Annotated in this window: 15 protein-coding genes and 2 pseudogenes; 9 read left to right on the top strand and 8 right to left on the bottom strand. The window is 56.6% G+C overall.

What is annotated here, in order from left to right:
* Nucleotides 1-25: 25 nt before the first annotated feature.
* A complete protein-coding gene (locus HZU72_RS11685; RefSeq protein WP_180092048.1) occupies nt 26-1624 on the bottom strand; it encodes an alkaline phosphatase family protein in 1599 nt (532 codons plus the stop codon).
* 238 nt (nt 1625-1862) lie between these two features.
* Here HZU72_RS11685 and HZU72_RS11680 point away from each other — a divergent pair, with 238 nt between their 5' ends.
* The 3 genes from HZU72_RS11680 to HZU72_RS11670 all read left to right on the top strand — a co-directional run bounded on the left by HZU72_RS11680 (nt 1863) and on the right by HZU72_RS11670 (nt 5105).
* Nucleotides 1863-3425 (top strand): OpgD/OpgG family glucan biosynthesis protein, encoded by a 1563-nt coding sequence (locus tag HZU72_RS11680; protein WP_235976086.1) that lies wholly within the window; start codon nt 1863-1865, stop codon nt 3423-3425.
* Between the two features lie 72 nt (nt 3426-3497).
* Nucleotides 3498-4280, top strand: coding sequence for an FkbM family methyltransferase (locus HZU72_RS11675; protein ID WP_180092046.1), 783 nt, complete (start codon nt 3498-3500; stop codon nt 4278-4280).
* A gap of 21 nt (nt 4281-4301) precedes the next feature.
* The gene (locus HZU72_RS11670) at nt 4302-5105 is read left to right on the top strand and encodes a creatininase family protein (protein WP_180092044.1); all 804 of its coding nucleotides are present in this window, start codon (nt 4302-4304) and stop codon (nt 5103-5105) included.
* Nucleotides 5106-5123: 18 nt separating this feature from the next.
* Here the strand turns inward: HZU72_RS11670 and ribA are convergent, their stop codons facing one another.
* The gene (gene ribA, locus HZU72_RS11665; RefSeq protein ID WP_180092042.1) at nt 5124-6227 is read right to left on the bottom strand and encodes a GTP cyclohydrolase II RibA; all 1104 of its coding nucleotides are present in this window, start codon (nt 6225-6227) and stop codon (nt 5124-5126) included.
* Between the two features lie 148 nt (nt 6228-6375).
* Here ribA and HZU72_RS23830 point away from each other — a divergent pair, with 148 nt between their 5' ends.
* On the top strand, nt 6376-7218 hold the full coding sequence (locus HZU72_RS23830) for a RibD family protein (RefSeq protein ID WP_328737057.1): 843 nt from the start codon (nt 6376-6378) through the stop codon (nt 7216-7218).
* A 60-nt stretch (nt 7219-7278) separates the two neighbouring features.
* On the opposite strand, the pseudogene HZU72_RS23825 reads toward HZU72_RS23830, so the two are convergent.
* From HZU72_RS23825 to HZU72_RS11645, 4 genes and pseudogenes are all read right to left on the bottom strand, one after another.
* Nucleotides 7279-8184 (bottom strand): annotated as a pseudogene (locus tag HZU72_RS23825) (lysylphosphatidylglycerol synthase transmembrane domain-containing protein); the annotation flags it as partial.
* 22 nt (nt 8185-8206) lie between these two features.
* Nucleotides 8207-10159, bottom strand: coding sequence for a glycosyltransferase (locus HZU72_RS11655; protein ID WP_180092038.1), 1953 nt, complete (start codon nt 10157-10159; stop codon nt 8207-8209).
* Entirely contained in the window at nt 10156-10554 is a 399-nt protein-coding gene (locus HZU72_RS11650; RefSeq protein WP_180092036.1) for a 6-pyruvoyl trahydropterin synthase family protein, read from the bottom strand. The genes HZU72_RS11655 and HZU72_RS11650 overlap by 4 nt, the downstream gene beginning before the upstream one ends.
* Before the next feature lie 27 nt (nt 10555-10581).
* The gene (locus HZU72_RS11645) at nt 10582-11601 is read right to left on the bottom strand and encodes a zinc-dependent alcohol dehydrogenase (RefSeq protein WP_180092034.1); all 1020 of its coding nucleotides are present in this window, start codon (nt 11599-11601) and stop codon (nt 10582-10584) included.
* Nucleotides 11602-11961: 360 nt separating this feature from the next.
* Between HZU72_RS11645 and HZU72_RS11640 the strand changes: the two genes are divergently transcribed.
* The 5 genes and pseudogenes from HZU72_RS11640 (at nt 11962) to HZU72_RS24305 (ending at nt 15346) form a co-directional block, all read left to right on the top strand.
* The gene (locus HZU72_RS11640) at nt 11962-12690 is read left to right on the top strand and encodes a CDP-alcohol phosphatidyltransferase family protein (protein WP_180092032.1); all 729 of its coding nucleotides are present in this window, start codon (nt 11962-11964) and stop codon (nt 12688-12690) included.
* 143 nt (nt 12691-12833) lie between these two features.
* Entirely contained in the window at nt 12834-13493 is a 660-nt protein-coding gene (locus HZU72_RS23655; protein ID WP_208458056.1) for an erythromycin esterase family protein, read from the top strand.
* Between the two features lie 4 nt (nt 13494-13497).
* Nucleotides 13498-14170 (top strand): annotated as a pseudogene (locus HZU72_RS24200) (erythromycin esterase family protein).
* A gap of 27 nt (nt 14171-14197) precedes the next feature.
* On the top strand, nt 14198-14851 hold the full coding sequence (locus HZU72_RS11630; RefSeq protein WP_180092030.1) for a phosphoribosyltransferase: 654 nt from the start codon (nt 14198-14200) through the stop codon (nt 14849-14851).
* A gap of 87 nt (nt 14852-14938) precedes the next feature.
* Nucleotides 14939-15346 carry a hypothetical protein gene (locus tag HZU72_RS24305; RefSeq protein ID WP_443089495.1) on the top strand — a complete coding sequence of 136 codons (408 nt, stop codon included), beginning with the start codon at nt 14939-14941 and terminating at the stop codon, nt 15344-15346.
* 76 nt (nt 15347-15422) lie between these two features.
* Here HZU72_RS24305 and HZU72_RS11620 read toward each other — a convergent pair whose 3' ends face one another.
* Both HZU72_RS11620 and HZU72_RS11615 read right to left on the bottom strand, forming a co-directional pair.
* Entirely contained in the window at nt 15423-15893 is a 471-nt protein-coding gene (locus HZU72_RS11620) for a GFA family protein (RefSeq protein WP_180092025.1), read from the bottom strand.
* A gap of 152 nt (nt 15894-16045) precedes the next feature.
* Nucleotides 16046-17005: a LysR family transcriptional regulator gene (locus HZU72_RS11615; RefSeq protein ID WP_235976084.1), complete on the bottom strand. Its 960-nt coding sequence runs from the start codon at nt 17003-17005 to the stop codon at nt 16046-16048.
* Between the last annotated feature and the right edge of the window lie 90 nt (nt 17006-17095).

Below are 17095 nucleotides of genomic sequence, written 5' to 3'. Positions count from 1 at the left end.
ACACTTGCCCCAGCAGTCATTCCTGTTACACATCCGTGGCTACATCCACTGCTAACTCTCCAAAATCGGCCTGCAGCCAGTGGCGTAATTGGCTCATTCTTGGTGCGTCGCTCGACTCTTCGAGCGTAGGCAACGTGCCAGGAACAAAGCCACGCTTTATAAAGGGCGCCAATAGCTCAGGGTCGCCACTAATAATATGCACCGGTACTGCCGCGCTGGCATCGTCACCGGTAATCAACGGCGCGGCTTGATGATCCCCCAGCACTATCATCAAGGTATTGTCATCCACTACACGTTCGGCCCACCGGCCGGTGACTTTCACAGCGTAGTCCACCGACCAGGCATAGTGGTCACGAATGCGCTCAATGTCCTGCCACAGCACTTCTGGTGGGTCACCGGCATCCTCCCAGGGGGCAAAAATATGCCCATCGCCAATGGATGACCAATTGTCCACTACCGGCAGAATCGGCGTCCAAGGGGCATGGCTTGAAATCAGTGCCAATTGGGCAAACACCGGTGTCTCACCTAGCAAGTAGCGCTGGGTGTAATCGAGAGTGAATTGATCCGGCATGGTTACCCAGTTGAGAGCAGGCCCGGCGTAGGCGATATCTTTCGCTGCGGCAATTTCATCGAAACCGTAGGCTTCCCCTTCCGGCCACGCCAGGGTAATGGCGGGCATCACACTGAGGGTTCGCTGACCAGTGGCACGAAAATCATCGATCAAAGTGGAGTGGCCGCTGTCCAACATCAGTTGATACCACAGCTGGTTGTCGATCCAGCGGCCGCTGAGGGCTGTCGCGTGGGCTAGCCATGACTGCCCACCACGAATGGGTGAGGCCAACATGCCAGAGACCACGTGGAGGTCATGCTCCCCCAAGCGCTGTTGCATCTCGGCTAGAGTAGGCAGTAAAACGTCGGAGTAACGTGGGTTTTCCAGCGCCGTGATACCGTAGGACTCAATAAAGGTGAGCAGTACATTGCGCCCCGCCAATCCCGGTAGTGGTCGCGCCTCCATTGGTGCAGCCTCCAGCTGTGCAGTAAAGGCGAGGCGGGCGGCGTGTGTATCGGTAATTTGCTGCCACTGAAAACGCGTGGTATCGACCGCTGGCAAGCGCGCGCTTTCTATCAGCCGTACTCCATTGAGTTCAAGCGCTGCCCCGGTAGAGGCAGTGACCAGCAGCGTTAACGCGACCACGCCAGACAGGCGCTTAACAGAGTAAGCAACGGGTGGCATCATCAGGTGTGCCAAAACCAGGGCGATGGCGATCAGCAAGGCACCCCCCAGCAGCATTGCGCAAACTGCCAACGGTTGACCTACATTACCTACGAGCAGGTGATAAATTGAGCGCAGCAAAGGTACATCAAGATAGAGGTTAAGCGGCCGGGCAAAGGCCATTTGGGTGGCGGCTGTGCCTAGATTAGCGGCGGTTGCCAACATCACCCAACTAACGAGTCCGATGGACACTATGCGGCGCGCTTGGCCGACAGGGAGCAGCAACATGAGCGGCGCAATGATAAGCGCCTCCCAAGCGAGCAAATATGAGCTGATCTCGCCAAAACGCCACCAGAGTGGCGCGATGAGTAAGAAATTCAGCGTTAGAAGCATTAGTAATAATCGACTCATCGCACCCTCATTTGTGCTTACTTTAGCTTACAGTGTCAAAGATAGAACCTGTCAGCGCTCAGTCTCGTTGAGTAGCGGTACCCAATCGCAAGATAAGAGAGCAAGGAATAAGGCTGCTGAAAAGCGCAATAATCATGTACTGTAATATTTTATCGTATAGTTGTTGTGTAAAAATTTCACGCTTTGCTTGGCTTTAGGCCAGGCGTTTTGCAGGCCCTCACCGGAAAGGATTTCGCCCATGCATTGTAATGAAGTTGGTAAGAGGCCGGTTGCCAAGTGGTGGCCTGGCAAATGGATAGTGTTCATTGGCTGTACGCTGACCTTGCCAGCGTTTGCCGCAGACGATGCGCATTTCAGGCAGGTTATTGAACGCGCCAAACAGCTTGCTCAAGAGACCTACCAAGCCCCGGAAGAGACCTTACCAGAGGCATTGCGTGAGCTTGACTACGATACCTACCGGCAAATTCGCTTTGATCCCGAACGCGCCTACTGGAAAGACCAGAGTCCTTTTAACCTACAGTTATTTCATAGCGGCTTTCTGTTTCAAACCCCGATTGCCTTGAACGTTATCGAAAACGACACGGTAACGTCCCTGCCTTTTTCAGCAGAGGACTACACCTACGATGGCAACGCCGCCGCACTGAAAGAGCAAGACTTAGCCGGCAGCGGCCATGCAGGATTCCGCCTCCACTACCCTCTTAACAGCGATGACTACTCCGACGAATTTGGTGTATTTCTCGGTGCCAGCTACTTCCGCATTGTGGGGCGTGACCAGGCTTACGGACTCTCTACCCGCGGGCTGGCGATCGATACCGCCTCGCCAGATGGCGAAGAGTTCCCGGCATTTCGCGAGTTTTGGCTCTATAAGCCCGAGGCTGATGCCGAACAGATTGAACTGCTGGCGTTAATGGATAGCCCCTCGGTCAGCGGCGCCTATCGCTTTGTTATCCAACCCGGTGAGAATACTCAGGTCGAGGTCGAAGCGGAGCTGTTTGCCCGGCAAGATATTACCAAGCTGGGCGTTGCACCGCTCACCAGTATGTTCACTTATGGTGAGGCAAGCCGCGAGCGGCCGGACGATTTTCGTCCACAGGTGCATGACTCCGATGGCCTACTGATACATGCCGGTAGCGGCGAGTGGATCTGGCGCCCGCTGAGTAACCCATCTCACCTGCATACATCCGCCTTTGTAGACGACTCCCCTCAAGGCTTTGGATTAATGCAACGGGAGCGGGATTTTAACCGCTACTTGGATACCGAAGCACAGTATCACCGTCGCCCAAGCCAATGGGTTGTGCCACTGGATGATTGGGGGCCGGGCCACGTGGAACTTGTCGAAATCCCTACCCCTGATGAGACTCACGACAATATCGTCACCTACTGGGTGGCGGACGATACCCTGGATGCTGGCGAATCCCGCCGCCTGCACTATCTCACTCACACGCTGAACACTCAGCCTGACGCGCATAATCTTGGCCGCGCCATTCGCACTCGTCATGGCAATGCGGCGGTGCCGGGGCAAGCGGACTCTGCCTCACAAGATCAGCGCCAGTTTATTGTCGACTTTCAGGGAGGCGCCTTAGAGGAGCTCACCGCCGACCAGCCCGTCAAGTTAGATATTAGCGCCCAACACGGTGAGGTACTGCTCCCCCAGGTCACCGCGCTGCCCAACAATGGCTGGCGAGCCAGCTTCCGGCTACCCGCCAGCGATCAACCCAGCGATGTTAGCCTAAGACTCACCTTAAACGGCGAACCAGTTAGCGAGACCTGGAATTACGTGTGGTATCCCGATGACGAATAGCACTTATCAAGCAAATCTTATATCGCCAGCACCTGTGTGGATCAAGGCACGTCCTTTCAGAGAGCCCAACTAATGCAGCGCATGGCGCTTCAACGACTGCGCAGCGCGGGTGGGCTAGCCCGTTCGCTGTTTATTTATTGGCGGCCTGGGCGTCAACGCGGCCTCCAGCGCCTCTATCAGCCTTTTATACAACCCGGCACCGTTGCCTTTGATATTGGCGCGCACCTAGGCGACCGTAGCGCGGCTTTTCATGCGCTTGGCGCCAAGGTGGTGGCGCTGGAGCCCCAGCCCGACCTCGCCAAATGGTTTAAACGCCTGGTAAAGCCGCCGACCATTACCTTGCTGCCGATGGCGGCGGGCCCTACGGTGGGCTTTGCTGAGATAGCGATCAGCCCCAGCAACCCGACCCTTTCCACCCTGGCCACAGAGTGGCGTGAGCAGATAGGCGAACGCAACGCAGGCTTTAGTCAGGTACGTTGGGAGCAGCGTTTACGGGTGCCGGTGACCACGCTGGATGCGTTAATTGACGAGTATGGCGAGCCTAGTTTTATTAAAATCGACGTTGAAGGCTTTGAGGCGGAGGTTTTGGCGGGGCTAAGCTGCCCGGTGGCAGCACTTTCAGTGGAGTTTGTGGCAGGCGCCCTGGAAGTAAACGATGCCTGCGTGAACCACTTAAGCCGCCTTGGCGAGTACCGCTACAACGTGGTAGCTGGTGAGCAGCGCCACTTTCGCTGGGCCGAGTGGCAAACGACACAATCGGTTAGCGAGTGGCTAAGCGCAGGGGCCGAAGGATTGCCTTCCGGTGACCTGTACGCCTGCCGCTCAGACCATCAGTTACTTCTACATGATGCTTAATACCTAAAGGCTTCTCATTTTATGATTCACCACTGGCAAACCCTCACCGCTCCGCAGTTAGCCGAGTTCGCCCAATGCGACCCAGTAGCGGTACTGGTGCTCGGGGCCATTGAACAGCACGGCACTCACCTCCCTTTAGCCACCGACTTGACCATTGGCGAGGGGCTGCAAGCCGCTATGCTGGAGAAGCTAGATACCCACCTGAACGTAATCTGCCTACCGCCGATTGCGGTGGGCGCCAGCGACGAGCACACCAGCTTCCCCGGCACGCTCAGCCTGCCCGCACCGCTGGCCGTTGCCACTCTTGAAGCCTACGGAGAGAGCTTAGCTCGCGCAGGCATTCGCCGCCTGGTGCTGCTTAACAGCCATGGTGGCAATAAGGCGGTGATGGATTTGGCAGGGTTAACCCTGCGACGGCGGCATAGCATGCGCGTAGTAAAAACGACCTATACCCGACTACCGCCGTTAGAGGGTGCCATTGATGCGGAAGAATTGCGCTACGGCTTACACGGCGGGCTGCTCGAAACCGCGATGATGCACCATTTAGCGCCCGCGCTGGTGCAGTTGGACGGCTATCAGGCCACCCCACCTGCAGCGCCCCAAGGCGATGCATTAGTGAGCGCAGAAGGTGCTGCAGCTTTTGCCTGGCTGGCGGAAGACTTAAGCACCCAAGGAGTGGCGGGGGATGCCAGCCAAGCCAGCGCGGAACTAGGTGAACGGCTGGTTCAACACTATGCCCGCCAACTAGCGGCCGTAGTGACGGAAACCGCCCAGCTACCACCGCTAACCAACCAAACTCGCAGCACAAGTGGGAGGCAGCTTTAGCTCGCGACCGTTTTGCGTTTAACGCTGGCCACTGAGCACATCTTCCAACAGATGCCCGCCTCGAGTTGCCTTGGCATTAAGGTAGCGCTGGTTGTGGTCGGTAACGCTGCCGTACAGCGCCTGGCGTGAGACCACGTCAATACCGCCCTGGCGCAACGCTTCCATCTTCAAGGGGTTGTTGGTCAGCAGTTGCACTTGGTCAATATTGAGCGCATTGAGCATATCCACCGCCACCGCATACTGGCGCTCATCGTCACCAAAACCGAGTACTTGATCGGCATCCACGGTATCCAGGCCACCATCCTGTAAGGTATAGGCGCGCAGCTTATTGGCTAGGCCAATGCCCCGCCCCTCTTGGGCCAAGTAGAGCAGCACGCCGCCGCCCATGGTTTGAATATCCGCCACGGCATTGCGCAGCTGTTCTCCGCAGTCGCAACGCAAACTGCCGAACAGGTCACCGGTTAAACACGCAGAGTGCAGGCGTAGCGGCACCGCGCCTTCCCAGCGCTCTGGCTTACCGATCACCACTGCAACGTGCTCGCGCAGGCCATCTGGCTCACGGAAAAGCACAAAGCGGCTGTCGGCAGCATTATCGAGGGGGATATTCGCTTCGCTCACCCGCTTGAGCATGCCCGGCGCCCCGGCAAGGCATTGTGTGGCGTCTTCAGCGCTGACTTGCAGCAGGCGTCCCTCTGCCAACTGCTGCTCAATAGTCGCTATAGCCTCTTGGCTAACAAAAGCGCAGAGCGCTGCGGGAATCAGCAGGGCGCGACGCATCAGCGTTACGGCGCCTAGTTCGGCTATTCCGGCGGGCTTTAACCCGCTAAGCAATCCACCCGCGGGTTGTGAAAGCGTTTCCGCCGTGGCCAAGCCATTCAGCTCATTGGTACTAATGTGGGCTGTCAGCGGCAGGCTGGCGGCCTCGGCGGACAAGTTCATGCCCATCGCCGCCAGGCGGTGACGAGTAAGCACCAGCGAAGGCCGCTCGCCCGCTAGCAAAGCCAGCGCTTCGACCGATTCACTGCCTTCCAGCGCCTGCACGAGCAAACGCTGCCCACTGGCATTCACCACCACTGGCAATCCACGACGGATGTCGAAAATAGCGCGTTCAATCTGGTACATGTAGGCCTCCTGGCTTCCTTACGAGGGGGATGGCGCACGCTTGCGCTGAGCTATTTGCTCTGAACTGAATAGATGGCTGCCCTGAACGGCTTGCGCTTAACCAAGAAGCGCCCGCATGATGAAGCGAATCTTTTAGCATGGAGGCGTTATGCCCGGATCCCATGTCAACACGATTGCACTGGCCGATGCCTGGAATTGGCTGTTGGCACTGCGTCATCGGCGTCCTAGCGATGTGGCGATTAAGGTGTCGCCAACCGGTGAGTGGCAAACGGCCAAAGAGGTCACCGCTGAGGCGCGCGAGCTGCTCGATTGCCTGACCCTGCTGGCCAATCGACCGGCGTGGGTGTTGGCGCAGCTGGGGCAGAGTATGGATGGCCGCATTGCCACGGAAAGCGGCCACTCCCACTACATCAACGGCTATGAAAGCTTGGTTCACCTGCACCGCCTGCGTGCTTTGGTCGACGCGGTAGTGGTCGGCGCGGGTACCGCCAGCGCCGATAACCCGCAGTTGACCGTGCGCCATGTTAGCGGCACTAACCCGACGCGGGTGGTGCTGGATCCACGCGGTCGCATTCCCAACGACTTGGCGCTGCTGAACACCGATAGCGCCCCGACGCTGCATGTCGTGGGACCTGACGTAAGGTCTGAGCTGCAAACAACGACGAGCCTGGCCCACATTGAACGTTGCGTACTGCCGCTGAACGCCAGCGGTCAGTTCACCCCCCAAGATGTTGTCACCCTGCTGGCCGAGAAGGGCCTGCCGCGGGTGTTGATAGAGGGCGGCGGCATTACGGTGTCTCAGTTTATCGAAGCGGGAGCCGTTGACCGACTGCATCTGCTGGTCGCCCCGCTGCTGATCGGCTCCGGCAGGCCAGGGCTGCAAATGACACCCATTGAGACCCTTGAGAGTGCGCTGCGCCCGCCCGCGCGAACTTTCCGCTGCGGTGACGACACGCTGTTCGACCTGCGACTGAGGGATGCCACCGCCTGAAGGCTGCGCTTTTTCACGACGACTCAGCGCCACCCAGATCCCCGGTAGGCTCGCCAACAACACCAGCACACCGTAGGCCAATGACACCGCCACCCCTTGAGCGGGTGGCAGGCCGACCAGCGCCCAGACCCCGGCAGCGGCGCCTTCACGCAACCCCCATCCGGCTACCGAAAACGGGATCAGCATGGCCAGTAGCAGTACCGGTGTCAGCGCCAGCACTTGCAGCGACGGTAGCTCAACGCCAATCGCCCGAGCCGCACAGACCGTTACCAGACCATAGCTCAATACAATCACCAGCGAAGACAGCAACTGCTGGGGCCACACGCCGCGTCGCAACAAACCACGCCTTACATCGTGAGCCAGGGCTTGACACCAGCTCGGCAGCCTTGTCAACCAATGGCTAAAACGTTGGCGCAGCAGCAGGCCGCTGGCAATGAGCGCCGCAAGAGCGGCGAATGCGCTTAACCCCACCGCTGTGATCACTGATTCACCCAGCGCGGCATGCCAGAGCGGTGAGAGCAGCAGCGCGGTTAGCGTTAACACCACCACGGCGACCTGCCCTGAGGCGCGCTCGATAATCACCGCTCGCCAGGCGCGCCCCCTAGACTGCGCTTGGGTGGCATGGCGGTGCGCCCTCCCGGCGTCGCCCAATACACCGCCGGGCAACAGCTGATTGACCAGCAGGGCCAGGTAGTACTCCCGTAGCGCGTATGTAAACCGTAGCGGTACATCGATAAGCCCCGCAGTGAACTGCCAACGCCAGGCGCAGAGCATAACCTGTAGCGTGCTGATGGCTAACGCCAGCACGACCCACTCCGCGGAGAAGCGCTGAACCTCAGCCACAATCGCCTGGGGCTCCACCCACAACGCCACCACACTCAGCAACGCTATGCTAACCACCACGCGGCGAAGCCATGGGTTTCGCCACGCTAGCTTTTTAGAACAAGCACTTAGCCGAGTGAACATTCCCTTAACAGGCCCCATAGGCTTAGGCCTCTACCCTGGGCGTGGAAAGCAGGCACGTGGCAAACAGATCGCGGTGCCCCACCCGAATACCCAGCTCGCCATTGGCCACCGCTTGCTGACGCTGCTGTAGCCAAGTGGCAATGCGCGCTGCCGCTTCCGGAGCTTGCTCGGTGGCGGCTTCAGCCCAGCCTTCGAGTAGCGCCATCATTAACGGCTGCTGTACTTGACTACCAGCAGCAAGCTGCCACGGTGTTTCAGCTTGTTCAATGCGGTAATCAGCACTCTCTAACGCGGCAACTAATGCCCCCTGCGCCTGTCCGCCCAGCGCATCACCCAAACCTTTATCGCGCTGCTGGTGAGCCATAAACATCGCTAGCAGCCAGCGGTCTTCGTCATCCAGCACCGGCGCACCTTGAGGGTCAATAAAGTGCCACTCACCGGTCACGCTTAGCGCTATCAGCAACGCCTGTTGCTGCCCGGCAATGCGAGCCACAAAAGCATCGATCCACTGCTGGGAGACCAGATCCAGCAGCGCCGACGCGGTGACGAGGTGCGCATCGTCGAGCGGCACCTCAGCAAGCGGTTCCAACGATACGCAGTGCGTCTCAACGGCCACGGGCTGCCCTTGGCTATTGCCTAATCCGGCAGCACGCTGGCGCGCCTGGGCTAACAAAATGGCGTCGTGATCGATCAGCTTCCAGCGCTGGTGACCATTCAGGCGCGGCGCCAGAAAGCGCATATTACTGCCCCGGCCGCAGCCAAGATCCACTATCAGCGGCGCCTGCGTACACGCGCTCAGCCACTCCGCGGCAAGCTCAGCCAAGGGCTGGCTACGGGAATCGACATCAGCCGCCTCTCGCAGCGTCAGCCAGTCGGACGCAAACTGGCTGCCTGGGCGTAAATTTGGAGAATCGGCGGGCGAAGTTAACGCCGCGGCAAACTTAGCGCCCGCTTCTTGCCAGTCGCTTAACGCATCCCGGGCCTGGGCGGCTCCCTGGCGCAGTTGTTGGCGTAGCTCGTCATCATGGCAAAAACGGCTTAGGGCACCTTGAAGCGCATCGACGTCACCCGGTTCAACGCTCAAACCGGCGCCTGCTGGCAAGGTATCGCGAAGCGCACCACCGGTGGTGGTAATTACCGGCAGGCCGTGAGCCAGGGCTTCGGTGACCACCATGCCGTAGCCTTCATACCAGGAGGGCAGTACCAGCGCGTGGGCGCTGCGATAGGCCGCTTCCAGCGTAGCGCCATCGCACTCGCCGTGTAGCCGAACACTACCTTGCAAGCCGTTTTGATCAATCAGTTGCTGAACGCGCTGGGTAAAAGTGGCATCCCTAGCGCCACCGTAGCAGTCGCACTGCCAGTGATCGCCGCTAACGCCCGCCAATGCCTTTACCAGAATATCCTGCCCTTTGCGCGGCGTTAACGTTGCCACACATAGTAAACGTAGTAGCTCACCCGGCTCTGCTGCGGGGCTGATCGGCGCCTGGGCAACGCCCGGTTCAACCACAGTGACACGGGGATTGAGCGGCATTTCATAGTGGGCCGCCAGCTCCGGTAAGCGCCGGGCGGTAAAGTGACTGGTGACGATAATCCGCGCCACGTGGGCAAGCGCGTTTAACTCGCTGCGATGAAAGCGCTGCTGATCAGCCTCATCAAGGCCCAATTCATCGCCTAGGGGGTGGTGCAGCAACGCCGTGATTTCCAGCCGCTGGGCATGTTGGGCCACCACCTCCGGTAGCGCTCCCATGGCCAGGCCATCAATCACCACTGCCGCCTGCTCGGGAAGCGACCCTAGGGCCTGAGTGAGCGCTTCTGCCGCCTCGGCATCCGCATCAGGAAACGTGCCTGCCAAGCCGATGACGTCAATTTCCCATCCCTGGTCACGCAGGGCTGAGACAATTTGGGCGTCGTAAATATATCCGCCGGTACGCTGAGCAGGGTCACCGGCAACGATAAGGGTAAACCGCTTACTCATAGCGCGCCTTCATAGCTTGCCCAGGCCACATGGGATTCATGTAGCTTGATCTCCATATGGGTAATCCCTTTGGCGGTGATGCCCATTTTGCCCTCACTAATCGCCTTGGCGAGCTGGTCAAAGATCACCTTGGCCATGAACTCGGTGGTGGTATTTTTACCGGCAAATTCAGGCACTTCATCCAAATTACAGAAGTTGTAATTCGCCAGTACCGATTTTACCGTTTCGCTGGCAAGGCCGATATCGATCACCAGGCCGTCCTCATCCAGCTCGGGGCGCTGGAAAACCACATCGACCACATAGGTAGCGCCGTGGGTGCGTTGGGCAGGGCCAAAGACCTCACCATTAAAGCTATGGGCGATCATAAAGTGGTCACGGACACATAAACGGAACATAAAAACTCCAAATGAGAAGTAAATGGGTTACGAGGAGTAGCGCAGACGGTGACAGAGCTCCACACTTCCGCGACCAAACAGCCGAGGGGCAAGCGTGGGCAGCTGTGCAAAGTCGCTTTCACCGCTGATTAGCGCATCCAACCGCTCGTCTACCAGTAGGCTTAGCGCTAATTTTAGGCGGCGCTGGTAGTCCCAGCGTGGGCGTAATTTGGGCGGCAGTTGACCTACCTGGCTGGCCTTGAGCGTCAGCCGCTGGGAGTGAAAAGCCCCGCCTAACGGGATCGCAATATCCCCCTCGCCAAACCAGCTCATTTCGATAATGCGCCCTTCGCTGCCCGCTAACGCCAGTGCTTGGCGCAAACCGGCGGACTGGCCGCTGGCGTGGATCACGCAATCTTGGTCATGAAGGGCTTGTTCGGGAGTACAGAAGGCTACGCTTAACTGCTCGGCGAGCTGGCGACGCTCAGGGTTAATGTCGACTAACTGGACGTTAACACCGGGCACCTGGGCGCACAGGTACGCTACCAGCGCCCCGACGACACCGGCGCCAATGATGGTGATTCGCTCACCCAGCATCGGCTCTGCGTCCCACACACCATTAATGGCGGTTTCCATATTGGCCGCCAAGACGGCGCGTTTAGCAGGCACATTGGCGGGCACTTCCAGCACCGCCGAAGCAGGTACAATGTAGTGATCCTGGTGGGGAAACAGGCAAAAAACGGTTTTATCCATGAGGGCGCTTGGCCCCTGCTCGACGCGGCCAACGCTGCAGTAGCCATACTTGACCGGAGCAGGAAACTCGCCCGACTGAAAGGGCGCACGCATGCGCGAAAATTCGCTTTCAGGCACACGACCATTGAACACCAACGATTCGGTGCCGCGGCTGATGCCGCTGTACAAGGTACGTACACGCACCTCATCCTGGGTGGGAGGACAAAGTTGTTCACGCCGCAGCTCGCCTTGTTCTGGGTTGACCACCCAGAAGGCAGTGGCCCAGGTTTTTTTGGCGGCATTGGGGGCATTGCCAACATCGTTAGGCGCCGACATGAGCGTTCCTTTTCGTTACGAGCCCACTTGAACCGGGCTCTCTTTCATTCCGTTGAATGTGGCTTGGCACCATTGCGCTGCAAGTTAGGAGTAAGAGACACCTCGTGTGACTCAGTCCCCTAGCGTAATGTGTGACCATGCTTTGCATGGCCCTAGGCAGAACAGTTTTCAATGGTTCACCACCTTTAGCGTAGCGGGTGAAAAGAAAATATTCGATTAACCATTTGGAACAATTGAAACTAACCCGTCTATTTCTTGATCTTATGGACAACCCTACCTTCTTCTACAAGAATGGTACATATAAAAATAGTTGCATCATTTATTTCAACTGCGGACAGCGACGCCGCTTCGTGAGCCACCATGCCGCTTTTTTCCAACGCTTCTTCGTACACCCTGCCTAAACGTCTCTATGGCGCTGCAGAGCTACTGCTGGGCGGCTTGCTGCTAATTGCTGTAGGCAAAGGCTTACCACTTTTAATGGCCACTCCGGCCAATTGGTGGGTGGCCTTTGCCTTCTACACGTTTATTTCCGCTCTGGTCATCATCTTCTGGCCCCACGGCGCACTGGGTTGGGCTAACCGGGTCACGTTGGTGCGTGCGGTTGTGGTTGCATTAGTGGCAGGTGCGCTCGCCGCCAATGCCTTTGTAGGAGCCATCTGGCAGTGGCTGGCGATCGCGGTGATCGCCCTACTGCTGGATGGCATTGACGGCTGGATTGCCAGGCGCACTAAAAGCCACACCCGATTCGGTGCCCGCTTTGATATGGAGTTGGATGCCCTGCTGATTTTGCTACTGTGTGCAGGTTTGCTGAGGCTGGAATCGCTGGGACTTTGGGTGCTGTTGATAGGCGCAATGCGCTACCTGTTTATCGCCGCCAGTTGGCAGCTCCCGTGGCTCTCAAAACCGCTGTTTGCAAGTTTTCGCCGCAAGGCCGTTTGTGTCTGGCAGGTGGTGGCGCTACTGCTAGCATTAACGCCGCTAACCTCTCACCTAGTCGCCAGCCTGCTGGCCATTAGTGCATTGATCTCATTGCTCTATTCGTTTGGTGTTGACGTGTGGTGGTTGTATCGAAAAACACAGCGCTCCTAGCGCACTGCATCTTATAGGTAACTGCTTTGAGGTTTAGAGCGATATACGCTTGAATAGGCTGTTGCTTCCTTACTATAGTAATTTTCAAAACACCAGTAATTATCAAGCTATCTCTTCGCTTTTTCGCGTTCCGGGAGATTCTTATGGATCACTCGACAACAGCACCTTATTCATCCGCTCAGCAAACAGCCCAGGCCATCACCACTGCTTGCGAAGCGCTGCCAAGTTTGCAAAAGGAAGATGCTTTCGGCGCTCATTTTGATCGTTTCGGCGATGCCAAGATTGTATTGCTAGGTGAGGCGTCCCACGGAACCTCTGAATTCTATCGCGCCCGCGCCGCCATAACGCGCCGACTCATCGAACAACACAATTTCAATATTGTAGCGGTTGAAGCGGATTGGCCCGATGCCTCCTATATTGACCGCCATATTCGGCATCGCGCTGCAGCAAGTGATGGCCGGCAGGCTTTCACACGTTTTCCTTCCTGGATGTGGCACAACGAAGAAGTGGCTACGTTTACCGAATGGTTGCGCCAACATAATGCCGAGCTGCCTTTCAGCCAACGTACCAGCTTTCGTGGGCTGGATATCTACTCACTGCACGCATCCCTTTTCGCTGTGCTGGATTATCTGGACAAAATTGACCCTGAGGCCGCTAAAGCGGCCCGCCAACGTTATGGCTGTTTAACGCCCTGGCAAAGCGAACCAGCCCTGTACGGCTACGACGTATTTCAAGAAGCACAAGATACATGCGAAGAGGCGGTGGTTGAGCAAACTGCAGGCGCTACTGGCACACCGGATTGAGTACATGGCCAAGGAGAGCGAGGAAGCCTATTTCAACGCCACCCAGAACGCCCGCGTAGTGAGAGCCGCCGAACAGTACTATCGGCTTATGTACCGTGGTTCCACCCAGTCATGGAACCTACGAGACCACCACATGTTCGATACGCTACAGCAGGTTATAGAAGCCAAAGGTTCAGACGCTAAGGTGGTGGTCTGGGCGCATAATTCCCATATCGGTAATGCGTCTGCCACTGAGATGGGCTGGCAGGGTCAATTCAATATCGGCGAGCTATGCCGCACCGCCTATAGGGATCAAGCAGTTTTAATCGGTTTCGGCACACACTGGGAGCGTAGCCGCGGCTGACGACTGGGATTCGCCGATGAAAGTCAAGCAGATCGTACCGTCACGAGCAGACTCCTTTGAACGAATTTTTCATGAAACACGGCTGCCACGAGCTCTCATTGATCTGCGCAATCCTCAACACTCTAATATTCGGGAACACTTAACTCAAACACGCTTAGAGCGTGCTATTGGTGTTATCTATCGTCCTGAAAGCGAGTACTACAGCCATTACTTCAAGGCCTCGCTAGCGGAGCAGTTCGATGCCTATGTGTGGTTCAACGAGACTACCGCAGTGACGCCACTGCCGGGCGCAAGACCCCAGGGAGTACCCGACACATATCCTTTTGGGGTTTAGGCCGCTTGGCGCTTAGGAGCCACACACATGCACACGCAACAATCACTTTTTGATAATCGACGCGCAGCCGGACGAAAGCTTGCCTATGTATTATCCGATGCGCGTTATGACCTAGTGCTGGCATTACCCCGCGGGGGTGTACCCGTTGCCTACGAGGTAGCGAGAGCACTTAAACTTCCGCTTGATGTGGTCATCGTGCGTAAGATTGGTGCACCTGGACAACCCGAAGTTGGGCTAGGCGCTGTCGTCGATGGTGACCCACCTCAAGTGCTGTGGACACCGGATTTGCTGCAGTTTTTTCAGCCTTCTGAAAATTATCTTGAAGCTGAAGTTCAGCGCCAACTAAGCGAGATAACCCGTCGTCGTCAGGCTTATATGGGTAATCAGGCGCCCATTAATGTTAGCGAACGTCACGTCTTATTGGTGGATGATGGTATCGCCACCGGTGGAACAGCTAAAGCTGCCGCCAGAGCACTACGCCAAGCAGGAGCCGCTTCCGTTACCCTGGCAGTGCCTCTCGCCCCGCAGTCCACGCTGGATGAATTGATTACCGAGGTTGACGATTTGATCTGTTTAGCTACTCCCGAGCCATATATCGCCGTTGGCCTTCACTACCAAGACTTTACCCAAACCAGCGATGACGAAGTGATCTCCCTATTGCAGAAGATTCACTCTTTTTAACGCATTCTTTGATATAGATTAAAATACAAGAAAGCCAGCTTTCACTGTGTATGAAAGCTGGCCTTGTTTAATTGATTAGGCTTTTATGTGGCCTTAGGCAGCCATCGCAGCACACTCATTGGCGCAATGATGGCACGCTTTGGCGCACTCCTGACAATGCTTAACATCGTGTTTGGCACACTCATCACCACACGCTTTACAAATATCAGCACATATCCGACAGATTTCCTTGGCGTATTCACTCCCCTGGGCCATGAAGGAGGCTGCCAAGCGGCATATCTGTGCACATTGACGATCCAAACGGATGCACTCAGCCATCATTTTTACATCATCTTCTTGCAAGCAGGCAGTGGCACAAGAATCACAGTAGACCGCGCAGATATTGCACGCTTCAATACACGACTTATATTTTTCAAATTCCATCTTTCTACCCTCCTCATCATCAAACGAACACACGGCCTGCTACCTAAACAGGCGCGGCAAACCGCATGTTGAGTTCCTGAAGAACTCGTCTAAAAGAGTAGAACAGAGAGCTTGCAACACAAGCGCAGAAAGCGGCGCAACATGAACTCTAACACTCCAACCCCTGGCGCTGGTGCCATTCAGCAAGACTTTCATCCGGGTATTCGTCGAAGCATTTATCTTGGAACTGCCCATTGACCTCGACCCAGTCGGCCCGGCTTCCCAGCATCATGTGTGTTCGCTTGGGAGGTGTGGGTAAAGGAGTGTCGATCGCCGAGGCGAAGGGATGCACAAGCTCGGGCCATTCAGGGTCGTAAACCCACAATGACGTGGCACAGTGCTTGCAGAAATGCCGCTCTCCTGTGCTTTGCACGCCGTTGATGACCGCGCGATAGACTGAGATGTGCTCATCGCCACTCACGTTGAGCGTTTTGCTTTCTCCACTGAGGTTGATTGCATACCCACCCCCGCCAGCCGTTTTGCGGCACACAGAACAGTAACAGCGATTAAAAGGATAGGGGTGAGGTGACTTCACACTGAACGTCACTGCCTGGCAGTGGCATGATCCTTTGAGCAGCATAGTTACCTCCGTTTGCAGCGGTTACCCAAAACGAGTATCAAAGCGCGACTGCATGAACCGAGCGCGTTCTTAAGTTCTCTCTTAACATCTTAGCGCATAGGGCCCCCGTCGCTTTCAACGGGAATGATAGACGCTGTTTGTGAGTAAACGCATCAGCGCTCAGCCTTCAAGACTTGCAGCAGTTCAGCCACGGCCATTTCCCCTTCGGGTTCGTCAAACGCTTGGGTCAGTGAACCTTGTACAAAGCTCAAAAATCGATAGGCGGCGGGCGGTAGGCGTCGCTCCCGACGCACCACAAAGTGCCAGCGGCTTTTGAGCGGAAAACCCTGCAACGGCAGCTTTTGAACGCCATTGGGCGAATCTGCGACGACATGGCGCGACAGCACCGCCAGGCCCATGCCCGATGCCACCGCTAGCCGGATTGCCTCATTACTGGCGATCTGCTGGGTGGAGCGCAACTCAATGCCCGTACTGTACAACCAGGCATCGAAGGTGCGTCGAGTCGCGGAACCCGGTTCTCGCAGTAGGAAACGCTCATTTTTAAGTGATTCCATCGTAAGGTCTTTCACACCGGCCCAACGGCAATGCTCCGGCCCCACCACTACCAGCGGATTGCTCAGAAAAGGCGCAGCCAATACGGCGTTGTCCGTAGGTGGGTGGCTAAATACGTAGATATCGTCTTCATGGCGCTCAAAACGATTAAGCATCTGCTGGCGATTGCCAACTTCCACCGTGACGTCTACCTGTGGGTTAGCCTGACTAAATGGCCCCAGAAGCCTGGGCAACACGTACTGTGCGGTGTTCACCAAACCGATACTGAAGCGACCACGCCCACCACTATTGTATTCATCCAGGTACTGGCTAAACACATCTGCGCGGCTAAGTAAGTCCTGACTTAGCTGATACAGCGACTGACCAACCTCAGTGGGCACTACGCGCCCTTCTTCCTGGCGCACAATGGGTTCGCCGACAATTTCCCGCAGCCTTTTTAGCTGTTGAGATACCGTTGGCTGGGTCAGGTGGAGTCGATTTGCCGTGGCCGTAAGTGAGCCTGTGCGTACCACGTCGGCGTAGACCTGCAGCAAGCGAAAGGTAAGTTGACGTACTTTCATAACCAATACCATAGATAATTATCTATGACTGTATAAATTTTATTTGTTTTCATCAATCTCTTTGGGTCGCTAAAGTAGCCGCTTTAAAAC

The organism is Vreelandella sedimenti (assembly GCF_013416325.1).
GTDB lineage: Bacteria > Pseudomonadota > Gammaproteobacteria > Pseudomonadales > Halomonadaceae > Vreelandella > Vreelandella sedimenti.
The sequence above is the reverse complement of the archived record's forward strand: the minus strand, read 5'-3'. Positions and strand labels throughout refer to the sequence as shown.

Coding starts and splice junctions, on each gene's coding strand:
- HZU72_RS11685 (WP_180092048.1), bottom strand. CDS start 1,624: ATGAGTCGATTATTACTAATGCTTCTAACGCTGAATTTCTTACTCATC.
- HZU72_RS11680 (WP_235976086.1), top strand. CDS start 1,863: ATGCATTGTAATGAAGTTGGTAAGAGGCCGGTTGCCAAGTGGTGGCCT.
- HZU72_RS11675 (WP_180092046.1), top strand. CDS start 3,498: ATGCAGCGCATGGCGCTTCAACGACTGCGCAGCGCGGGTGGGCTAGCC.
- HZU72_RS11670 (WP_180092044.1), top strand. CDS start 4,302: ATGATTCACCACTGGCAAACCCTCACCGCTCCGCAGTTAGCCGAGTTC.
- ribA (WP_180092042.1), bottom strand. CDS start 6,227: ATGTACCAGATTGAACGCGCTATTTTCGACATCCGTCGTGGATTGCCA.
- HZU72_RS23830 (WP_328737057.1), top strand. CDS start 6,376: ATGCCCGGATCCCATGTCAACACGATTGCACTGGCCGATGCCTGGAAT.
- HZU72_RS11655 (WP_180092038.1), bottom strand. CDS start 10,159: ATGAGTAAGCGGTTTACCCTTATCGTTGCCGGTGACCCTGCTCAGCGT.
- HZU72_RS11650 (WP_180092036.1), bottom strand. CDS start 10,554: ATGTTCCGTTTATGTGTCCGTGACCACTTTATGATCGCCCATAGCTTT.
- HZU72_RS11645 (WP_180092034.1), bottom strand. CDS start 11,601: ATGTCGGCGCCTAACGATGTTGGCAATGCCCCCAATGCCGCCAAAAAA.
- HZU72_RS11640 (WP_180092032.1), top strand. CDS start 11,962: ATGCCGCTTTTTTCCAACGCTTCTTCGTACACCCTGCCTAAACGTCTC.
- HZU72_RS23655 (WP_208458056.1), top strand. CDS start 12,834: ATGGATCACTCGACAACAGCACCTTATTCATCCGCTCAGCAAACAGCC.
- HZU72_RS11630 (WP_180092030.1), top strand. CDS start 14,198: ATGCACACGCAACAATCACTTTTTGATAATCGACGCGCAGCCGGACGA.
- HZU72_RS11620 (WP_180092025.1), bottom strand. CDS start 15,893: ATGCTGCTCAAAGGATCATGCCACTGCCAGGCAGTGACGTTCAGTGTG.
- HZU72_RS11615 (WP_235976084.1), bottom strand. CDS start 17,005: ATGAAAGTACGTCAACTTACCTTTCGCTTGCTGCAGGTCTACGCCGAC.